Raw genomic sequence first — 17,901 nt, 5'->3', positions numbered from 1 at the left:
ATGGCCGTTCATATTCGAGAAGCCGATCTTCATTCAGATCGTCGGTTAATCATTGAGTTACTCTACCGACATTTAACCAGACAGTCCGACGGTTATCGTTTTGACTGGCTTTATCTAAATAACCCATTTGGACAGGCTCGGGTCTGGATAGCTACCGATATACAGACCCGGTCGGCTGTAGGGATGGTAAGTGCTTTTCCCCGTCGTATTTATATAAGGGGACGTGAGGAATTGGGTTGGGTGTTGGGAGATTTTTGTATCCACGAAAAGTATCGCAGCCTGGGTCCTGCTCTACAGTTGCAACGGGCCTGTTTTGCGGCGGCTGATTCGGCAAGGGTTGCCTTCTGTTATGATTTTCCCAGTCTAAGTATGACGGCAATTTATCAACGACTTCAGATCCATCCCTTCGGTCAGATGGTTCGTTTGGCCAGACCCCTACGGGTGGATCGGAAAGTCAGGGAGATGGTAAAAATTCCCATACTGGCTCAAGGGTTAAGTAAAGCAGGTAATCTTTTACTGCGGCTCTACGACCCCTATCCCGGGGTCAACCCGGCCTTAACCATTTCGTTCCTGGATGGTAAGTTTGGCGAGGAATTCTCCCTGCTTGCTCAAGAGGTAGGAAGCAGGTATGAAGTGTGCCTTCAGCGTTCGGCAGAGTATCTTAACTGGCGATATCTGGCTAATCCCCTTGGTCATTATGAAGTGTTAACAGCCCGTCAGGGAGAGGCTCTGTTGGCCTATGTCATTTTTGCCCATACCGGTGAGGATGCTGCCCTGGTAGATTTGTTTGGGATTCAAGACCATAAAGTTATAAAGAGTTTAGTTAACTACGCAGGAGTTCTCTTGAGAAAACGAGGCGTAATAACTGTAAGTATCTCCCTGTTAGCGTCACATCCGTGGGTTGCTTTACTCCAAGATTCAGGCTTTAAAGCCCGGGAAGCAAGTCCGGTCGTGGTATATACCTCTTCCCTATTTACTTTAGAACCCATGACGTTCGATCCTGGAAATTGGTTTTTAATCCAGGGGGATCGTGACAGTTAATCTTTAAGGAGAGATTATGTTGCCGATGCAGGTAATCAGTGAGCAGCTTAAAAATTTCATTGTAAAGCATTTTCCGTTAGCCCGGAATCGTAACATCCATAACGACGATCCATTATTGGAAAATGGGATTCTCGATTCGCTGGGAGTCCTGGATTTGGTAACTTATCTGGAAAAGGAATTCGGGATCAGCATATCCGATGAAGACCTTGTTCCGGAGAATTTCCAAACCATTGGGCACATAGCGGCGTTTGTTGAAGGAAAAAGTAAGGCTAATTCCGGATAACTTCCATGATCATCAAGACACGCTCGGTTAATTTTGATTCTGATAAGGAAATACTTTTGGGCATTCTGGAGAGGAACCTGAAAGAGTTGCCCCACACCCGTCGTTTTAATTGGCTTTATCGTAATAATCCTGCAGGGCAGGCCTGGTCCTGGTTTGCTTACGAACATGAAACCAAAAAAATTGTGGGGGTCGCTTCAGTGTTTCCCCGTGCCCTGTGGATAGGAAGGGAGATAAAGCTTTGTGGTCAGGTGGGGGATTTTGCTATTGAGGCTACGCATCGGACTCTGGGGCCGGCCCTTATGTTGCAACGTGCAACCTTTGAACCGGTCAATCGAGGAATCCTGGCGCTTTGTTACGATTGTCCTCCCCATGATCAAGGCATGTCGACCTTTCGTCGGTTAGGTATACCGGCCAATTGTCAGATGCAACGCTATGCCAGACTGTTGAAAACAGATCGACAACTGGCAAAATATCTAAGTTCGGGAAAATTATTGGTTCCTGTTGCGGTTTTGGGAAATCTTTTACTTGATCTCTGGACTCTTCGAAGGCATAGGGTGAAAGGTCTTGAAATTTCCTTCCATCCCCATGGTTTTGGTGAGGAATTTTCACGACTCGATGAACAAGTTGGAGGAGGTGATGGGATACGCAGTCGACGCAAGGCCGAAGATCTAAATTGGCGTTATAGAGAGGATCCCTTGCACCAATACTCGGTCATTACAGCCCGTCGAGGCGGCGAGTTACAGGCCTTCGTCGTTTTTTCCATATCGGATCAGGAGGCTTATATCATTGACCTGTTTGGATTTGTTTCCCCTGAAGTGGGGCTCCAGCTTCTTGAGGCCGTTGTGGAGTACCTAAAAAAAGAATCCAGCCAGGTGCTCTATGCCATTATCTCTCAGGAAAGCAGCTTGTTTCCGATTTTTCAAAAAGCTCATTTTTATTATCGCTGTAAAGCAGCCAACGTGGTTGCCTATGCACAGCCGAATAATCGGGTACAAACTTTGCTAAGTAAACAACCCAAATGGTCTTTTAATTATGTAGATATTTTAGCCTAAACCCTAGATTGCCTTCTACAACTTTTAACTTATTTATCAGTTTGCTTCGAAGGTGATAAAAACTACGGGAGGAATAAGTATGGATTTTCTGATTCACCATATGCCACGAACCAGTGCCCAACGCTTACCTGAAAAAGAAGCTTTAGTCCATGGAGATCAACGCTTAACTTATGCAGAGGTAATGAAGAGACTCGCAGGTCTGGCTTATGGCCTGCGAAGTGCCGGTTTGCAGCGAGGGGATAGAATAGGTATTTATCTGGACCCCTCGGTACCTCAGGCCCTTTCTATCTTTGGTATTTCTTATGGGGGTGGGGTCTTTGTTCCTATCAATTCCCTTCTGTTTCCCGATCAGGTAGCCCATATTGCAAAGGACTGTCAGATGAAAGGTCTCATTACCAGTCCAACCAAATTGAACTCTCTATCTCCGGTTCTTAGAGAGATAAAATCTTTAGAATTCCTTGTAATAACTGGAGAGGGTGAGATTCCAGATGTTCCTCTTCCCGTTCACCGTTTTGAGGAGTTTTGTCGGTTAACTCCTCCACAGAACTGGCGTGAGGTGGGAATTGAAAAAGATCTGGTCGCCATTTTGTATACTTCAGGCTCGACGGGAAAACCCAAAGGGGTCATGTTGAACCATGCCCAGATTATGGCAGGAAGTTCCATCGTGTCCACCTACCTCAAGATCACAGAAGCCGATCGAATTTTATGTGTTTTGCCTTTCAGCTTTGATGCCGGCCTCAACCAGATTATGACGGCGTTTCAGCAGGGAGGTACCGCTGTCTTGATAAATTTTACCTTTGCCCGAGAGGTTGTCCAGATGTTGCTGAAAGAACGGATCACAGGCCTGGCTGGCGTTCCTACCTTCTGGAGTCTGATGGTTCAGCCTAATTCCTCGCTGCAGAAACATCAATTTCCCCACCTGCGATATATCACCAACACCGGAGGAGCCATGCCCCAGAGTGTCTTAGCCATACTCCGTCAGGCGCTTCCAACGACCCAGATCTTCTTGATGTACGGGTTGACCGAGGCTTTTCGATCAACCTATCTTCCTCCTGAGGAATTGGACCGTCGTCCGACTTCCATGGGGAAAGCCATTCCTAACACCGAGATCCTGGTCATCAATGAGCAAGGACAGCTCTGTAAACCTGGGGAAGTGGGTGAGTTGGTTCATCGAGGACCCACGGTGTCTATGGGTTATTGGGGACAACCGGAACTTACCGCGAAAGTCTTACGGCCTCATCCTTTATTACCTCCGGAGTTGGGTGATAGCGAAAAGGTTTGTTACTCCGGAGATCTTGTGAAGATGGATGAAGAAGGATTTCTTTATTTTGTAGGCCGTCGAGATACCATGATTAAATCCTCGGGATTCCGGATAAGCCCCACCGAAGTGGAGGAAGTGCTTTTCCAGAGCGGTAAGCTCAGAGGAGCCGCCGTCATCGGAATTCCCGATGAGATTCTTGGACAATCTATTAAAGCCTTTGTAGTTCCCAAAGAGGGGGTCACCTTAAACGTTGAGGAACTCCTGGCCTTTTGCGCAGAGAAAATGCCACGCCATATGATACCCAAAACTGTGGAGATCCTCCCTGAATTGCCTAAGACCCCCAGTGGTAAAGTAGACTATCCGGCCCTGCGTCGTCGTGAAGGACTTTGATTTTTAAACGAACCTGTCAGGTAAATTATGGATTCTGTTACGACCCTGATTCATAAATATTTCAATTTATCCAATGGAGAGCTCCAAATAGGCGGCGTATCCATCGGTGCCATTACGGCGAGTCATGGAACTCCTCTGTTCGTTTACGACGGTCACGTGTTGGATCGAAAATGGGAACTTCTGCGGAGCACTTTTCCTCTGGAATTTGCCATCAGCTATTCTGTGAAGGCTAATCCCAACCGTGCCATTCTCAAGCATTTTCTGGCTAAAGGGTGTGGCCTTGAAATAGCCTCCGGGGGTGAATTTTACCAGGCCCTGGGCGCCGGATGTCCGCCAGAGAAAATGCTATTTGCTGGACCTGGTAAAACAGAAGCCGAGTTGGAGCTGGTTTTAGCCCGGGGGATCGGAGAAATTCATGCGGAATCACTTCTGGAAATCGAGCGGATAGGAACGATCAGTCGTCGATTGGGGATACAGGCCAAAGTAGCAATCCGCGTTAATCCAGGTGGAGAAGCCCAAGGTGGGGCCATGCGTATGGGAGGAAAACCAGCCCCCTTTGGGGTTGATGAGGAAAGTCTCCCCATAGTGTTGGAAAAACTCTTATCGATTCCGTCCCTGGAATTTCGAGGCGTTCACCTCTTTACCGGAACCCAGATCCTGGATCCTATGACTTTGATACGCCAGTATCGTAAAGGGCTGGAAATCGCCAGACGGGTGGCCGGGTATCTGAAACAACCTTTGCACACACTGGATTTTGGCGGGGGTCTGGGTATTCCCTACTTTGCCAATGAGCGGGAGCTTGACATGGAGAAGTTACGTGAAGAATTGGGGATCTTGATGACCGAAATTAAAGGGGAGGAACTTTTTACCGGAACCCAGTTTGTCATAGAACCCGGTCGTTATCTGGTTGGAGAGGCAGGCCTTTATATCACCCGGGTCAATGATATCAAGGTCTCACGGGGTAAAAAATTTCTCATTGTGGATGGGGGGATGAATCATCATTTAGCCGCGTCGGGAAATCTGGGTCAAACCATTAAACGGAATTTTCCGGTTGCCATTTTGAATAAGCTCAACGAGAAGGTCCTTGAGACTGTGGAGGTAGTCGGTCCGCTCTGTACCCCTCTGGATGTCCTTGCCAGGGAGGTACAACTCCCTTCTGCAGAAGTTGGAGACCTGGTAGGAATCTTTCAATCGGGAGCTTACGCCAGGACGGCCAGTCCCTTGGGTTTTTTGAGTCATCCTACCCCCGCGGAGGTTTTGGTCCAGAATGGAGAGGTTAGATTGATCCGTCGTCGGGGAACTTATGAAGATCTTTCCCATGATGTACTCTAGGAAAATCCTGATGATAGCTTTTCATTATCCGCCGTTTCGTGGCAGTAGTGGCATTCAACGTACACTTAAATTTTGCCGCTATCTTCCTGATTATAATTGGCAACCCCTTGTTTTAACAGCGCATCCAAGAGCTTATTCTCAAATAGGTAAGGATCAACTTGGGGAAATTCCAGAGAATGCTGTAGTTAAGAGGGTTTTTGCTTTGGATGCCGCCCGACATTTAGCAATACGAGGTTCTTATCCCAGGTGGTTGGCGCTGCCGGATCGATGGGTTAGCTGGTGGTTGGGTGCAGTACCTGTGGGACTGGGTTTAATTTATAAATATCGGCCCAGGGTGATTTGGTCCACTTTTCCCATAGCTACGGCCCATCTCATTGGATGGACTTTACATCGTCTGACAGGGATTCCCTGGATTGCCGACTTTAGAGATTCTATGACGGAAGATAATTATCCACCAGACTTTGCCACCTGGCGGGCTTATCGCTGGATTGAGCGTTATACTGTAAAACACTGTGCACGGGCAGTATTTACCACGCCCGGAACCCTGCGCCTGTATGTTGAACGTTATCCCGAAATCCCCCAGGATCGCTGGGCGATTATCGCCAATGGGTATGATGAGGAGAATTTTATAGCGGCAGAAAAACTCGTTGTCAATCAGCCCTCCTCGAATCATCGCATAACCCTTGTGCATAGTGGATTATTGTATCCATGGGAACGGGATCCAGGTGCTTTTTTTGCGGCCCTGGCCGAGTTACGTCAGGCCGGTAAGATTTCTTCTTCAAATCTGAGGATTATCCTTCGTGCCAGTGGCTATGAAGACTATTACCGTCAGAACCTTCGCAAAATGGGCATCGAAGACCTTGTTTTTCTTGAACCTCCCCTTTCTTACCAAGACGCTTTGGTAGAAATGTTGCGAGCTGATGGCTTATTGATTTTTCAAGCTTCGAACTGTAATCACCAAATACCGGCAAAAATTTATGAATATCTGCGGGCGCGGCGTCCTATATTTGCTATGACAGACCCCGCGGGGGATACTGCCCAGGTATTAAAATCAGTAGGAATAAATACCATAGTACCCTTGGACTCAAAAGAGCAGATAATGCAGGGCTTACTTGATTTTCTGACCCAAGTACGTCAACATCATGCCCCCATAATCAGTATTAAGGAAATCCAAAGCCATTCTAGAGAATCTAGAACACGAGAACTTGTAAAATTACTTGATTCATTCCTTAGGTAAGGCTTAAAGGTCAACCATGCGTGACTACTTAGTTTTAGCTATTATATTCGGTAGTTTGCCGATATGTATTATAAGACCTTACATAGGTATCTTAGTATGGTCCTGGATAAGTTATATGAATCCCCATAGGCTGACGTGGGGCCCCGCATTTTTTTTCCCGGTAGCCAAATATGTTGGTTTAGCAACTCTGCTGGGGTTTATTTTTACAAGTGAACAAAAGAAGCTTCCTCTCGTAAGAGAAACTATCCTGATCTTTCTTCTCTGGACGGTATTTACCGTGTCTTCTATTTTGGCTTTCTATCCCGATAAAGCATGGGATCATTGGAATCAGACGTCTAAAATTCTGTTAATGACCATCATTACCACCTGTCTTATCACAGATAGAGCCAGGCTACGGAATCTTCTACTGACCATAGCCTTTTCTATAGGTTTCTATGGACTTAAAGGAGGTATTTTTGGTCTTCTGACCGGCGGTGAATTCCGTGTATGGGGTCCGCCCTATACCTTTATCGAAGATAACAATGCTTTGGCTCTGGCCTTACTCGTCGTCGCTCCTATTACTTTTTACCTTGCCAGAGAAGAAAAGAACTGGAAATTGAAACTCGCTTTACGAATTACTTTCTTCCTCTCCATTCTTTCTATCATACTCTCTTACTCCCGAGGGGCCTTATTAGGATTAATAGCTATTACCGCTATGTTTCTTATTAAGATAAGGAAGATCTCACTCGTTATAGGTATTCTGATAGGGGCATGCTTACTTTTTGCATTTATTCCAGAGCAATGGTTTGAACGTATGAGTACCATCAAAACCTATGAACAGGATGCCTCGGCCATGGGACGTATTAATGCCTGGTACTTTGCCTGGAATATTGCCCGTGAGAGACCCTTTTTTGGGGGCGGTTTTGGTGTTTTTGACCCTCGGCTTTTTATAATTTATGCGCCAGAGCCTTATAACTTTCACGATGCCCATAGTATATATTTTGAAATGTTAGGAGAACAGGGTTTTACCGGGTTAGTTCTATTTCTCACGCTTCTTACCTCATCGTTTCTTAGTACCAGGAAATTAAAAAAGACCGTCAAGCATATTCCTTCCTTGGAGTGGATAGGCAATTACTCCGACATGTTAGAGTTGAGTTTGTATGCTTATATTGTAAGTGGCGCCTTCTTAGGCCTTGCTTATTTTGATCTTTCTTATCATATCATATCGCTTGTTATCATTTTAAAAGCATTGGCAAAAAAAGAGCTTAAACTTCTAGCCGATAAAGAAAAAAGAATTCAAGCCGGTAAGGAGATGTCTAGGCAAGTTTCGGGAGTTTCTACGCAAGCCCTATAAAATAGTCCAGATTATCCTTACCTGAGAAATTTGCTTAGTATTTTGTTTCCTTAGTTTTGCTTACCTTTTACGTCTATTATTCTACCTGGGGGGGTTGAACTCAAAATTCCTGATCTTCCCTTTGAATCTTGATTCGTTAATTTTAAGAGACTCTCATGAAATCTATTAAAATCATGCATGTTTTAACCTCTTTAAATATCGGAGGGTTAGAAAATGGAGTTGTAAATCTTATTAATAAGATGGATCCAGATAAATTTAAGCATATGATCTGCTGCATTTCTCGATCCGGGCAAAGTGCTGAAAAATTGATTAGAAAGGATGTAGAAATCTTTGAAATGAAAAAAGGTGAAGCCCGGGAGTTGCTTCTTCCGCTAAGAGTCGCACGTTTGTTCAGGAAAGTGAAGGTAGATATTGTCCATACCAGAAACTGGGGGGCTATCGATGGCATTATAGGGGCAAAATTAGCAGGAATTCCCATTGTTGTACATGGAGAACATGGGAGAGATATAACAGACCCTTATGGTACGAATAAAAAGAAAAATCTTATCCGAAAAGGTTTATCCTGTTTTGTAGATGGTTATATTACTGTCTCTAAGGAGCTAAAGGAGTGGCTGGTAGATAAAGTTGGGATCAAGGGGGAAAAGGTCCATGTTATTTATAACGGCGTGGATACAGTCAAATTTAACCCTTATGATAAGGGCCTCATTCGAGCAAAGTATAACTATACAGATAGAGATATCATATTGGGTACGGTCGGGAGATTAGACCCGATCAAGGATCAGCAACTTCTCATAAAAGCCTTTGCGCAACTCAATGCCCGGTATTATAACTCAACTTTACTAATTATCGGCGATGGTCCTTGTTGGAGAGATTTGGAAAAGTTAGCGAATGATCTGGGAATTCGCAAAAGTGTTCGTTTTTTGGGAGCCAGAATGGATGTAGCCGAGCTTCTCAAATTACTGGATATATTTGTACTTCCCTCTCTGGCAGAAGGTATTTCTAATACCATTCTTGAGGCAATGGCTACAGGAATACCGGTCGTTGCAACCCACGTAGGGGGGAATCCCGAACTGGTCGTAAATGGGGAAACAGGGTACCTGTTTCCAAAAGAAGACCTGGCTACCCTGTTAAAGGTATTGGAGGGTTATATTTTAAATCCAGCCATTATGAAGGAACATGGAATGGCGGGTCGGCAAAGGGTGGTAAATAGGTTTAGCCTGGATAGAATGGTTGCTAATTATGAGTCATTCTATACCCATTTGATGATGGAAACAAAAAATAACTAAACATCCTGGGAGAAACTATGTGCGGTATTAGTGGTATTTATAATTTTAGAACGAATAATCCGGTTTCTTGGGATTTACTGAAAAGTATGACCGATACCATGACCCATCGAGGGCCGGATGATGATGGATATTATATATCGGGACCTGTTGGACTGGGTCATCGAAGGCTTTCCATTATTGACCTGTCGGGTGGGCATCAACCCATGACCAACGAAGATCAGACGGTATGGGTTGTCTTCAACGGAGAGATTTACAATTTTGATGAATTACAGGATGACCTGATGAAGAAAGGTCATATCTTTAAAACCCGGTCTGATACGGAAGTTATCGTTCATCTCTATGAGGAGTATGGAGAGCAGTGCTTTCGATATATGCGCGGGATGTTTGCCATTGCTATTTGGGACGAACGAGAAAAAAAGCTTCTCCTGGCACGGGATAGGGTGGGTAAAAAGCCTATATTTTATTTTTATGATGGCTCTCGAATTATTTTCGCTTCTGAAATGAAAGCCATCTTAAAAGTGCCAAACCTCCCTCGTGAGATTGATCTGGAAGCCCTCTCTGATTACTTCTCACTCCTCTATATCCCGGTCCCAAAATCTATTTTTAAGCATATTCGTAAGGTACGCCCCGGTCATTATTTAGTTGTATCCAATAACACCCTGCGAGAAGTTGAATACTGGGATATCAGCTTTGCTCATCCCAGGGATTTGACCGAGGAAGAATGGTGCGCACATATTCTTGAAACCTATCGGGAAGCCGTTCGTATCCGTTTGATCAGTGATGTGCCCCTGGGTGCTTTTCTCTCAGGTGGAATTGACTCATCTTCAGTTGTTGCCCTTATGAGTCAACTGATGGGAGGACCTGTCATTACCTCCTCCATAGGGTTTGAGGAAGAAGAATATAATGAGCTAAATTATGCCAGGATTGTGGCCTCTAAATTCAATATTGAATACCACGAGCAAATTGTTCGCCCCGATGCTGTTGGAATTCTCGATAAACTCGCCTGGCATTATGACGAGCCATTCGCAGACTCCTCGGCTATTCCAACCTATTATGTTTCCAAAGCTGCACGGGAGCACGTGACGGTTGCACTTTCAGGTGATGGGGGGGACGAAAATTTTGCAGGCTATCGTCGTTATTACTTTGATAAGCGAGAAAATAACCTCCGTACCCTCTTACCCTATCGTATCCGTCGACCCCTCTTTGGGACATTGGCCAGTCTTTACCCAAAGGCAGACTGGGCTCCCCGTATTTTTAGAGGAAAGGCCACTTTTGAAAGCCTGGCCTGCTCCCCTATCGAGGGTTACTTCCTATCCATGTCAGCTTTTCGACCGGCTCTGAAAGAAAAACTCCTTCATCCGGATATCAAACAGAAACTGGCCGGATATAATACCCTCGATGTGTTTCGATATTACTACGACAAAGCCGATACACAAGATCCCCTTTCCCGGATTCAATATGTGGACATTAAGACCTATCTAACCGATGATATTCTGGTCAAGGTTGATCGAGCAAGTATGGCCAATTCCCTGGAAGTTCGTGCACCCATACTGGATCATAAATTCATGGAATTAGTTGCAACAATTCCCTCCCACCTGAAACTTCGAGGAAGAACAGGCAAATATATTTTTAAAAAGTCCTTAGAAAATCTTCTCCCGAAGGAGATCCTTTATAGAAGGAAAATGGGATTTGCCGTCCCGCTGGCGCGATGGTTTCGGAATGAGCTGAAAGATATGGCCCACAATGTGATCTTCCGGCCAGGCGGTAATGATTTACTTAATGATAGGACCATCCGGCAAATTTGGAAGGAACATCAGAGCGGTCTTCGTGATCGTTCGACAGAGCTCTGGACCTTACTGATGTTTAAAATGTGGCAACAGGAATTCCAATAAAGATGTGAAACCCCTTGATTTGATCAATTTAATCTGGTTAATTTAGGCCTTTTATCGCAACAACTATGGTGCTCGATGTGGCAGTATGGGCAAGCCACCTGAGTATAGGTATGGTACGTATAGAAGCTACCAGCCATTTTGTCAAAGTACCCTTTTTGGAAGTGTCTATCACATCAAACCGGTCAAAACAACGAAATCCTTGAGCCGTTAATACCTTTCGTAAGCTATAGAAACTGAACCAATTCACGGCAGGATACCTTGTAAAGTTAACAAGATCCGGACGTTTCGTCATGGCAAGACGCTCGAAGTAATGCTTAAGGAACGGGGGATACCAGCTATATAAAGGTAAATTGTATTCCTCTTGTATAGGGCAGAGTTTGTTGGTAGTCATCAGACAGAGAATACCTCCCTTTCGCAGGATTCTGGTAAATTCCTTCAAACAGGTTTCCCAATCGGCCACATGTTCAAGGAGCCCAAGAGCGATACAGACATCCATCGACTCATCGGCCCAAGGTAGTTCCACAGCAGACCCAACCTGGAAATCTATTTTGTAACCGGCTTCGGCCGCGCGCTTTTTACCCAGCTCCAAAAGAGGTTTGTTGATATCCAAACCGTGGGCATGATGACCCATCTCAGCCCACATAATAGACATAGTTCCTGCACCACAGCCAATTTCAGCCACCTCAAGGGGACGAGCGGCTGCTTTATCCGTTCCTATCATCCTTAATATAAGATTACATATGGAACTAAAACGTTCTCGTGCTTTCTCGCTCTGGCTCTCCTCTGCATAGTAATTGTAAAATCTTTCATCGCTGGAGTAATCCCAACTGGATAGATGGGGTTGTGAGGGTAGGCCGGATTCCTTTTCATCGTTCATAATTTCTTCTCCTAAAATGCCCCTTTATAGAGTTTGATTAGCTCTCGATCAGATAGGGTATAATGACTCTTTTTGCCTATAAAGTAATAGCTTGAAGCAGCGTCCAGTGTACCTGCCTTCTCAATCAAATAACGATCCAGGTATTTCAAGTAAAAAGATGTAAAGCTGGCAAACACTTTGATAAAACTTCTTAAGAGGTTTGATTCTGTAAAGCTCAAAAGGAAGTATCGATAGGCCCATGCTAAGGCCATCCCTGGACCGCAGGTTGCCCCACTATCGATTTCTTCAAATCTTCGAAACAAGCGGCGATGCCCCAAATAAGTAAACCTCGTAAAGTCATAGCGACCCATGTGCACTTGTTGCATGAAGGGAGTTTCGGCATAGACTAAACCCTGTTTCTTAAGAACCCGATGAATCTCTTCAACACATCGATAGGGATCCACAACATGTTCAAGAACTGCCTGTACAATTACCCCATCAAATGAGTCGCTTTCAAAGGGGAGATCATGCGCGTCACATATCAGCATGGTACGGGGCCCAAACAAGATATCCGTTTCTATTAACTCAATAGAGGAATGAATCAGAAGAGATTCCATTCCTTCACCCAGCGTTCCACAGCCAACTACCAAAACCTTTGGAGTAGTGGATTGATCAAGCAGTAGTTTAGCAAACTTACTGTAATTCTGCTTACCCTTCACATTTTGACCGATACCCGGTATTAATTGCCTTAACACTTTCTGGATCTTATTTTCTTGGAAAGTAGAAGTCCTATTACTCTGGGAGACAAGATCCTGAATGGAAAACAGACTGGCGTTCTCATTAAGTAACACAGGAATGCCATTTATAATGGGAAAACGGGCATGGCATTCAGAGCCGGTACAGATATACTGATCAGTTATTCGCTCAAATCTCGCTCTACAAATCGGGCAACGAAGTAACTCTTCAATGGCCGTCGATAATTTGATTTGGGATTGCATGGGCCTCTCCTGTTAGGAAGGTATAATTAAAGCGAGTTGATTGACATATAAACCTTAACTCACCGGCTAGAGTTGAGTTTTCTTACCTTTTAAAATCCGTAAGGTGTATTCCAGACTGAATATCCATACCCATTGCTTGTTGAAAGGGAAGTTTTTTTGCCGCGATCGTTGGATGAAATTATTTAAGGCAGCCGGATCAACCAGGCAACCAAGTTCCATGGTGGTAGGTCGTAACAGTTCCTGAACTTCTTCTTCACTCCAGAGTTGTAATCGTATGAGATCGTAGTCAATGGGTGAGGTTTGTGATAACCAATTCTTGCCTATCCGGTGAGCCATCTTGGACAGAACTTTTGTTCCATAATACCCCAACAGGGGCCAGAAGCGGTAGAAATTTTTCCACGTAGCCGGCAGGGCCGGATAACCATGTTCAAGTGGAAATTCTGCCATCTGGGGTTGAAACTCGGCTAACATCCGTCGAATTAGTAAACTTCGTTGGCGAAGATGGGCGCGGGTTTGAAGCACTGTTTCCAGAACCGGACGGAAAAGAAAGGGTGATAAACAGGGCCAAAGTCGATTGGTACTGCTTGCAATCCGCCCCTGCCATCGTTGCATTCGCATCATCAGGTAAACGTGATCCATCTGCAAGGTATTAGGAAGTTGAGAAAGACCCCTGTTAGTTCGTTCAATGACGTCGGCAAAATGGGAAACAAGATCTAGCTTAGTTTCAGGTGGAAATAATGAAGCATCAAAACTTTGGGCCGCATAGCGCAATTTTGCGAGTTTTTGGGAATCCAGTTTACGATAGGCTCCTGTGTACGGAAAAAGTAATTCCCACCAATAACCACGAGCTAACTCCCCGAACGAACCATTAATGCTGATATCGAATTGCTCCGATAGAACTTGATGAATCCTCAAAATTCGCGCATATTCTACAAGATCATACTCCCCATCCGTCAATCCAAGAGCCTGCCGAATATAATCCAAGGATATCGACCCAGGCGGCTCGATATGTAAGTGGGGGAGTCCTATAAGTTGAGCCAGATTACGCGATACCATCACATCGGGGCTCTCGGCTGGCCCGGATACGACGGTTGTAAATTTTACACCGGATGATAAGAAGGCGGATACAAGGGCTCGAGAATCATAACCACCTGTCAGATCACAAACAGGACGCGTGAAAATACGTCCAACCTTCTGTGCAGTGCCTATGAGAGTTTCTCCCAATCTTCTTACGGCAAACTGCCCATCTAAGGATTCGGGGACAATATCTGTAATCTGCCAGTATCGCTGCTTAGATACCAGCGCACCTTTTGCAAATCGGAAGACCGAAGCAGGCTCTAGTTTACGTACCTCTTGGTAAAAAGTTCGATCTTCGTAAATGATCCCGGTACAGAGAAATTCCTGGCAACCAACGGGGTCCAGGTTAAAATTCCCCAAACCTGCCAGGAGTAAGGAAGAGCCGGATAAAGCGATACCCTGCTTCCAGGATCGAAAGAAACCATGACAGCTACCCACAATATCTGTAAGGACAATCGTTTCTCGGGTCCTCCCATCCCCAATAACAATGACAAAGAATCCTTCCAACTCTCTTCCAAGTAGAAGAGGATCTAACTCCAGATATCGGGCCAGCAAACGAGATTCTTCACCACTTCCATAACCGTCTGCATGAAACCAGACCCCCATAGCAAGCAACCAGCTTTCTGTCTCCGGATCATAAACAAGGGATGTGCCAGAACCGTTTTGACGTGCAAAGGATGCAGCATAAGCCCATTCTGTTTCTACAATCCTACCAGGAGGTGGAAATTTTATATAGCGAGCGATCTCTAAGCTGGAACGAAATAATTGGTTAGCTTCACTTTGAAAATCCTTTGAGGAGATAATAACCAGAAAATTTCCCAAGGGGTCGTCTTCTATCTGTCCATCGAAACTTTTATCAAGTCCAATGAACAACTCGTTTGAAATAATAAAATTACCTGCACAATCTCTCTAAAAACTCCAAAACATTCAGCCCATCGATTCAATCAGGACAGATCACAGATCCAATTGAATAACAAATATAGATTTAAAATGTTAGAATTGTCAAGTTCAAACTTCATCAACAAACCCAGGTCCAAAAAGAAAAATCAGTTTTTTAGGGTTAAATTTTTTAAACCTACTTGACCTCTAAGGGGTCATATTAATGAATATATCTTTAAATTTCAAAATGAAGAGGTATTACGGGCACCCAGGCAGCCTGGCAGGTATAGGGTGTTTTACATTTAAGTTACATTCTTTATATCAGCCTCAAGCCGGTCCGAATCTACAAGGATCCGGTAGATTCTTCGGCAATCAGGCAAATAGAAATTGAAAAAATGTATAAAAGTTATCCCATCAGCTCTATAGGGAATTGGATTTACAACTTTACACCAAAGGTCATAGTAGCTCGGTCAATCCTGTTGATTCTAATTTTGATCCCTTTATTTTCCTCCTGTACGGGTAAGGTAAATGCGGCTTCAATACTCCGGGTTGGACCTGGAAAGCCCTATGCGAAGCCAAGTCAAGCAGCCGCAGTAGCCAAGGATAAGGACATAATTGAAATCGATGCTGGTATCTATACGGCCGATGTAGCCGTCTGGCATGCAAATAATTTAACCATTCGAGGGGTTGGGGGTAAAGCTCATCTTAAGGCAAATGGAGCCAGTGCTCAGGGTAAAGGAATCTGGGTTATTGCAGGAGATAATACCACCATTGAAAATATCGAATTCTCAGACGCAGTAGTTCCCGATCATAATGGGGCTGGAATCCGTCTGGAAGGTTCCGGGCTTACAGTTAGAAATTGCTATTTCCATGATAATGAAATGGGTATTCTTACCGGAGCTAATCCTAAAAGCGACCTCCTCATTGAATACTCGGAGTTTGCCAATAATTATTATAGAGGGGATGACTCGAGTGTTCATGCTCATAATATTTATGTTGGCAAGATCCGAAGCTTTACCCTGCGTTATAGTTATATCCATCATGCGAGAATTGGGCATAATGTAAAGAGTCGGGCGCAGGAAAATTATATCCTTTACAATCGGATTATGGATGAGCAAACAGGTGCTTCCAGTTATGCCATTGATCTACCCAACGGGGGAGCTTCTTATCTGATTGGTAATTTGATTCAGCAGGGACCCGATACCGATAACTTTAGCATAATAGCCTATGCCGCAGAGGGCGGTACGAATCCAGTTCAACAGCTTTATGTGGTTAATAACACGTTTGTTAATGATTATCCATCCGGAGGTATTTTTGTTCAGATTTTTGGAAATCCAAAGGTAACCTTAATAAATAATCTTTTTGTGGGGCCAGGCACCGTTTTATGGGGGAAAGGTCAACAAATAGCCAATCTTGTTACCCAGGATTCACCTTTTGTCGATAGGGCTAATTTTGATTATCATCTTGTCAAGGGTTCACCGGCGATCGATGCCGGAGTTAATCCAGGTAAAGCCAATAATGTAGACCTAACCCCGATATGGCAATATGTTCATTTGGCGAACCGAGAACCGCGGACCATGGTAGGGAGTGCCATCGATATAGGTGCTTATGAATTTGGAACCCCCAGCTTCTCTGATAAGATTCCCCCTTCCGTTCCTTCTCATCTTACGGCAACTGTAATTTCTTCATCCCAGATTGATCTTTCATGGCTCCCGGCAACTGATAACATGGGAGTTGTCGGATACAAGATTTACCGAAATGGTAAGCTACTCTCTACCACGCACTCCACTGTTTTTTCAGATACTACTCTAGAGCCCTCAACGACCTATACGTATACGGTATCTGCCTATGATGGAGCAGGAAATGACTCGCCACAATCCCCGGGTATTAGTGCAACGACTCAGGCTCTTGTTCAAACCCCCCCAAGTGTTTCTCACAACCCTCAGATTAAGCTCGATAAAGAAAATTCACCCGAGGTTATAACCAATCTAAAGTCACTTTTACAAAATCTTCCCGATAATACGGCCCTCGATTTGGGAAAGTATACCTGCGATCAACCGGCCGACGACCCTTCCTGGTGTGAAGCTATCACCGATTATAGCAGACTGATCTACGATAAATTTAACCATCAGCTACTTATGTTTGGAGGCGGGCATGCCTCTACCTTTAGAGATGATGTCAGTGTGTTCAACTTTAATACGCTTACCTGGCAAAGTGCCTATCCTTCTACCCTCTGTTCAGAGATGACCAACCTGGCGAATATGGATAAAGTGAATGGAAAGTGGATAACGACGGGTCATCCTCTGGCTCGTCATACATATGATATGCTCGTTATTCCGGATAATACCAAGAAGCTATTGCTGTTAGGGTATGCCAATGGGACAGGTCGCTGTACTCCTCGGGTAGACCCAGTAACGAAGAATGAACCCTTATACCAAAAAAACAGTAAAGTTGCAATTTATGACCCTGTAGCCAAAACCTGGTCTTATACTTCTGTAGATGCCATGGATCCTACGGCTGCTGCCGAATATGATCCGGTGTCTGGATTAGTTGTTATTATGAGCCAGTATGGTCTCTGGACCTATAATCCTATAACAAATAAAAGAACGCCGGTTCTCAGCTACGCAGATGGCGCTCTGGGATATGCAAATAATCTGATCTATTATCCACCCAATCAAAAAATGTATTACCTTGCTCGAGGAAATCCGACCAGAGTGTTTGAGATAACTCTTAATCGTAAGAATTGGAGTGCATCCAAAATTAAAGAAGTGACCGATATGACAGGAGATATTCCTAATTCACAGGAATCTGGCTGGGCCTATGATTCGGTGAATCAAATCATTGGAGGTGGGGTTGCAAACGGAGTCTTCTATGCCTACAATCCCCTTACCAAGACCTGGGCAAGTCGAATTATGCAAACCCAACCTGCTGGGAGTTCTGTGGGTACTTTGGCTTTTCATGCACTGGATTATGATCCGGTAGAT

13 protein-coding genes are annotated in these 17,901 nt (G+C 44.6%); 10 read left to right on the top strand and 3 right to left on the bottom strand.

The annotated features are described in order from the left end of the window. From VNM22_00865 to VNM22_00825, 9 genes are all read left to right on the top strand, one after another. Entirely contained in the window at nt 1-1,041 is a 1,041-nt protein-coding gene (locus tag VNM22_00865; GenBank protein ID HWP45685.1) for a GNAT family N-acetyltransferase, read from the top strand. Between the two features lie 25 nt (nt 1,042-1,066). Continuing rightward, the gene (locus tag VNM22_00860) at nt 1,067-1,324 is read left to right on the top strand and encodes an acyl carrier protein (GenBank protein HWP45684.1); all 258 of its coding nucleotides are present in this window, start codon (nt 1,067-1,069) and stop codon (nt 1,322-1,324) included. A gap of 5 nt (nt 1,325-1,329) precedes the next feature. Next, nucleotides 1,330-2,376, top strand: a complete 1,047-nt coding sequence (locus VNM22_00855; protein HWP45683.1) for a hypothetical protein — start codon at nt 1,330-1,332, stop codon at nt 2,374-2,376. A gap of 79 nt (nt 2,377-2,455) precedes the next feature. Next, on the top strand, nt 2,456-4,027 hold the full coding sequence (locus tag VNM22_00850) for an acyl-CoA ligase (AMP-forming), exosortase A system-associated (GenBank protein ID HWP45682.1): 1,572 nt from the start codon (nt 2,456-2,458) through the stop codon (nt 4,025-4,027). Between the two features lie 27 nt (nt 4,028-4,054). Then, nucleotides 4,055-5,359: a diaminopimelate decarboxylase gene (gene lysA / locus VNM22_00845; protein ID HWP45681.1), complete on the top strand. Its 1,305-nt coding sequence runs from the start codon at nt 4,055-4,057 to the stop codon at nt 5,357-5,359. A gap of 10 nt (nt 5,360-5,369) precedes the next feature. Further along, a complete protein-coding gene (locus tag VNM22_00840) occupies nt 5,370-6,596 on the top strand; it encodes a glycosyltransferase (protein ID HWP45680.1) in 1,227 nt (408 codons plus the stop codon). Nucleotides 6,597-6,612: 16 nt separating this feature from the next. Next, the gene (locus tag VNM22_00835) at nt 6,613-7,929 is read left to right on the top strand and encodes a putative O-glycosylation ligase, exosortase A system-associated (protein HWP45679.1); all 1,317 of its coding nucleotides are present in this window, start codon (nt 6,613-6,615) and stop codon (nt 7,927-7,929) included. Between the two features lie 155 nt (nt 7,930-8,084). Beyond that, complete coding sequence (locus VNM22_00830) at nt 8,085-9,215, top strand: TIGR03088 family PEP-CTERM/XrtA system glycosyltransferase (protein HWP45678.1); 1,131 nt, start codon at nt 8,085-8,087, stop codon at nt 9,213-9,215. A 17-nt stretch (nt 9,216-9,232) separates the two neighbouring features. Continuing rightward, complete coding sequence (locus VNM22_00825; GenBank protein ID HWP45677.1) at nt 9,233-11,107, top strand: XrtA/PEP-CTERM system amidotransferase; 1,875 nt, start codon at nt 9,233-9,235, stop codon at nt 11,105-11,107. Nucleotides 11,108-11,144: 37 nt separating this feature from the next. Here the strand turns inward: VNM22_00825 and VNM22_00820 are convergent, their stop codons facing one another. The 3 genes from VNM22_00820 to VNM22_00810 all read right to left on the bottom strand — a co-directional run bounded on the left by VNM22_00820 (nt 11,145) and on the right by VNM22_00810 (nt 14,860). After that, nucleotides 11,145-11,984, bottom strand: coding sequence for a class I SAM-dependent methyltransferase (locus VNM22_00820; GenBank protein ID HWP45676.1), 840 nt, complete (start codon nt 11,982-11,984; stop codon nt 11,145-11,147). 11 nt (nt 11,985-11,995) lie between these two features. After that, nucleotides 11,996-12,961, bottom strand: coding sequence for a methyltransferase domain-containing protein (locus VNM22_00815; protein HWP45675.1), 966 nt, complete (start codon nt 12,959-12,961; stop codon nt 11,996-11,998). Nucleotides 12,962-13,027: 66 nt separating this feature from the next. Next, nucleotides 13,028-14,860 carry a hypothetical protein gene (locus VNM22_00810; GenBank protein HWP45674.1) on the bottom strand — a complete coding sequence of 611 codons (1,833 nt, stop codon included), beginning with the start codon at nt 14,858-14,860 and terminating at the stop codon, nt 13,028-13,030. Nucleotides 14,861-15,312: 452 nt separating this feature from the next. On the opposite strand from VNM22_00810, the gene VNM22_00805 reads away from it, so the two are divergent. Continuing rightward, the coding region (locus VNM22_00805) for a right-handed parallel beta-helix repeat-containing protein (GenBank protein HWP45673.1) at nt 15,313-17,901 on the top strand (2,589 nt) is incomplete at its 3' end.

The sequence above is a fragment of the Candidatus Limnocylindrales bacterium genome (assembly GCA_035559535.1).
Lineage (GTDB): Bacteria > Moduliflexota > Moduliflexia > Moduliflexales > JAUQPW01 > JAUQPW01.
Note: the sequence above shows the minus strand (reverse complement) of the source record. Positions and strands in the feature narration are given on the sequence as shown.

Bases quoted from the DNA above. Each gene is read 5' to 3' on its own strand.
- lysA (HWP45681.1), top strand. From the start codon at position 4,055: ATGGATTCTGTTACGACCCTGATTCATAAATATTTCAATTTATCCAAT.
- VNM22_00820 (HWP45676.1), bottom strand. From the start codon at position 11,984: ATGAACGATGAAAAGGAATCCGGCCTACCCTCACAACCCCATCTATCC.
- VNM22_00840 (HWP45680.1), top strand. From the start codon at position 5,370: ATGATAGCTTTTCATTATCCGCCGTTTCGTGGCAGTAGTGGCATTCAA.
- VNM22_00865 (HWP45685.1), top strand. From the start codon at position 1: ATGGCCGTTCATATTCGAGAAGCCGATCTTCATTCAGATCGTCGGTTA.
- VNM22_00815 (HWP45675.1), bottom strand. From the start codon at position 12,961: ATGCAATCCCAAATCAAATTATCGACGGCCATTGAAGAGTTACTTCGT.
- VNM22_00830 (HWP45678.1), top strand. From the start codon at position 8,085: ATGAAATCTATTAAAATCATGCATGTTTTAACCTCTTTAAATATCGGA.
- VNM22_00860 (HWP45684.1), top strand. From the start codon at position 1,067: ATGCAGGTAATCAGTGAGCAGCTTAAAAATTTCATTGTAAAGCATTTT.
- VNM22_00825 (HWP45677.1), top strand. From the start codon at position 9,233: ATGTGCGGTATTAGTGGTATTTATAATTTTAGAACGAATAATCCGGTT.
- VNM22_00835 (HWP45679.1), top strand. From the start codon at position 6,613: ATGCGTGACTACTTAGTTTTAGCTATTATATTCGGTAGTTTGCCGATA.
- VNM22_00855 (HWP45683.1), top strand. From the start codon at position 1,330: ATGATCATCAAGACACGCTCGGTTAATTTTGATTCTGATAAGGAAATA.
- VNM22_00850 (HWP45682.1), top strand. From the start codon at position 2,456: ATGGATTTTCTGATTCACCATATGCCACGAACCAGTGCCCAACGCTTA.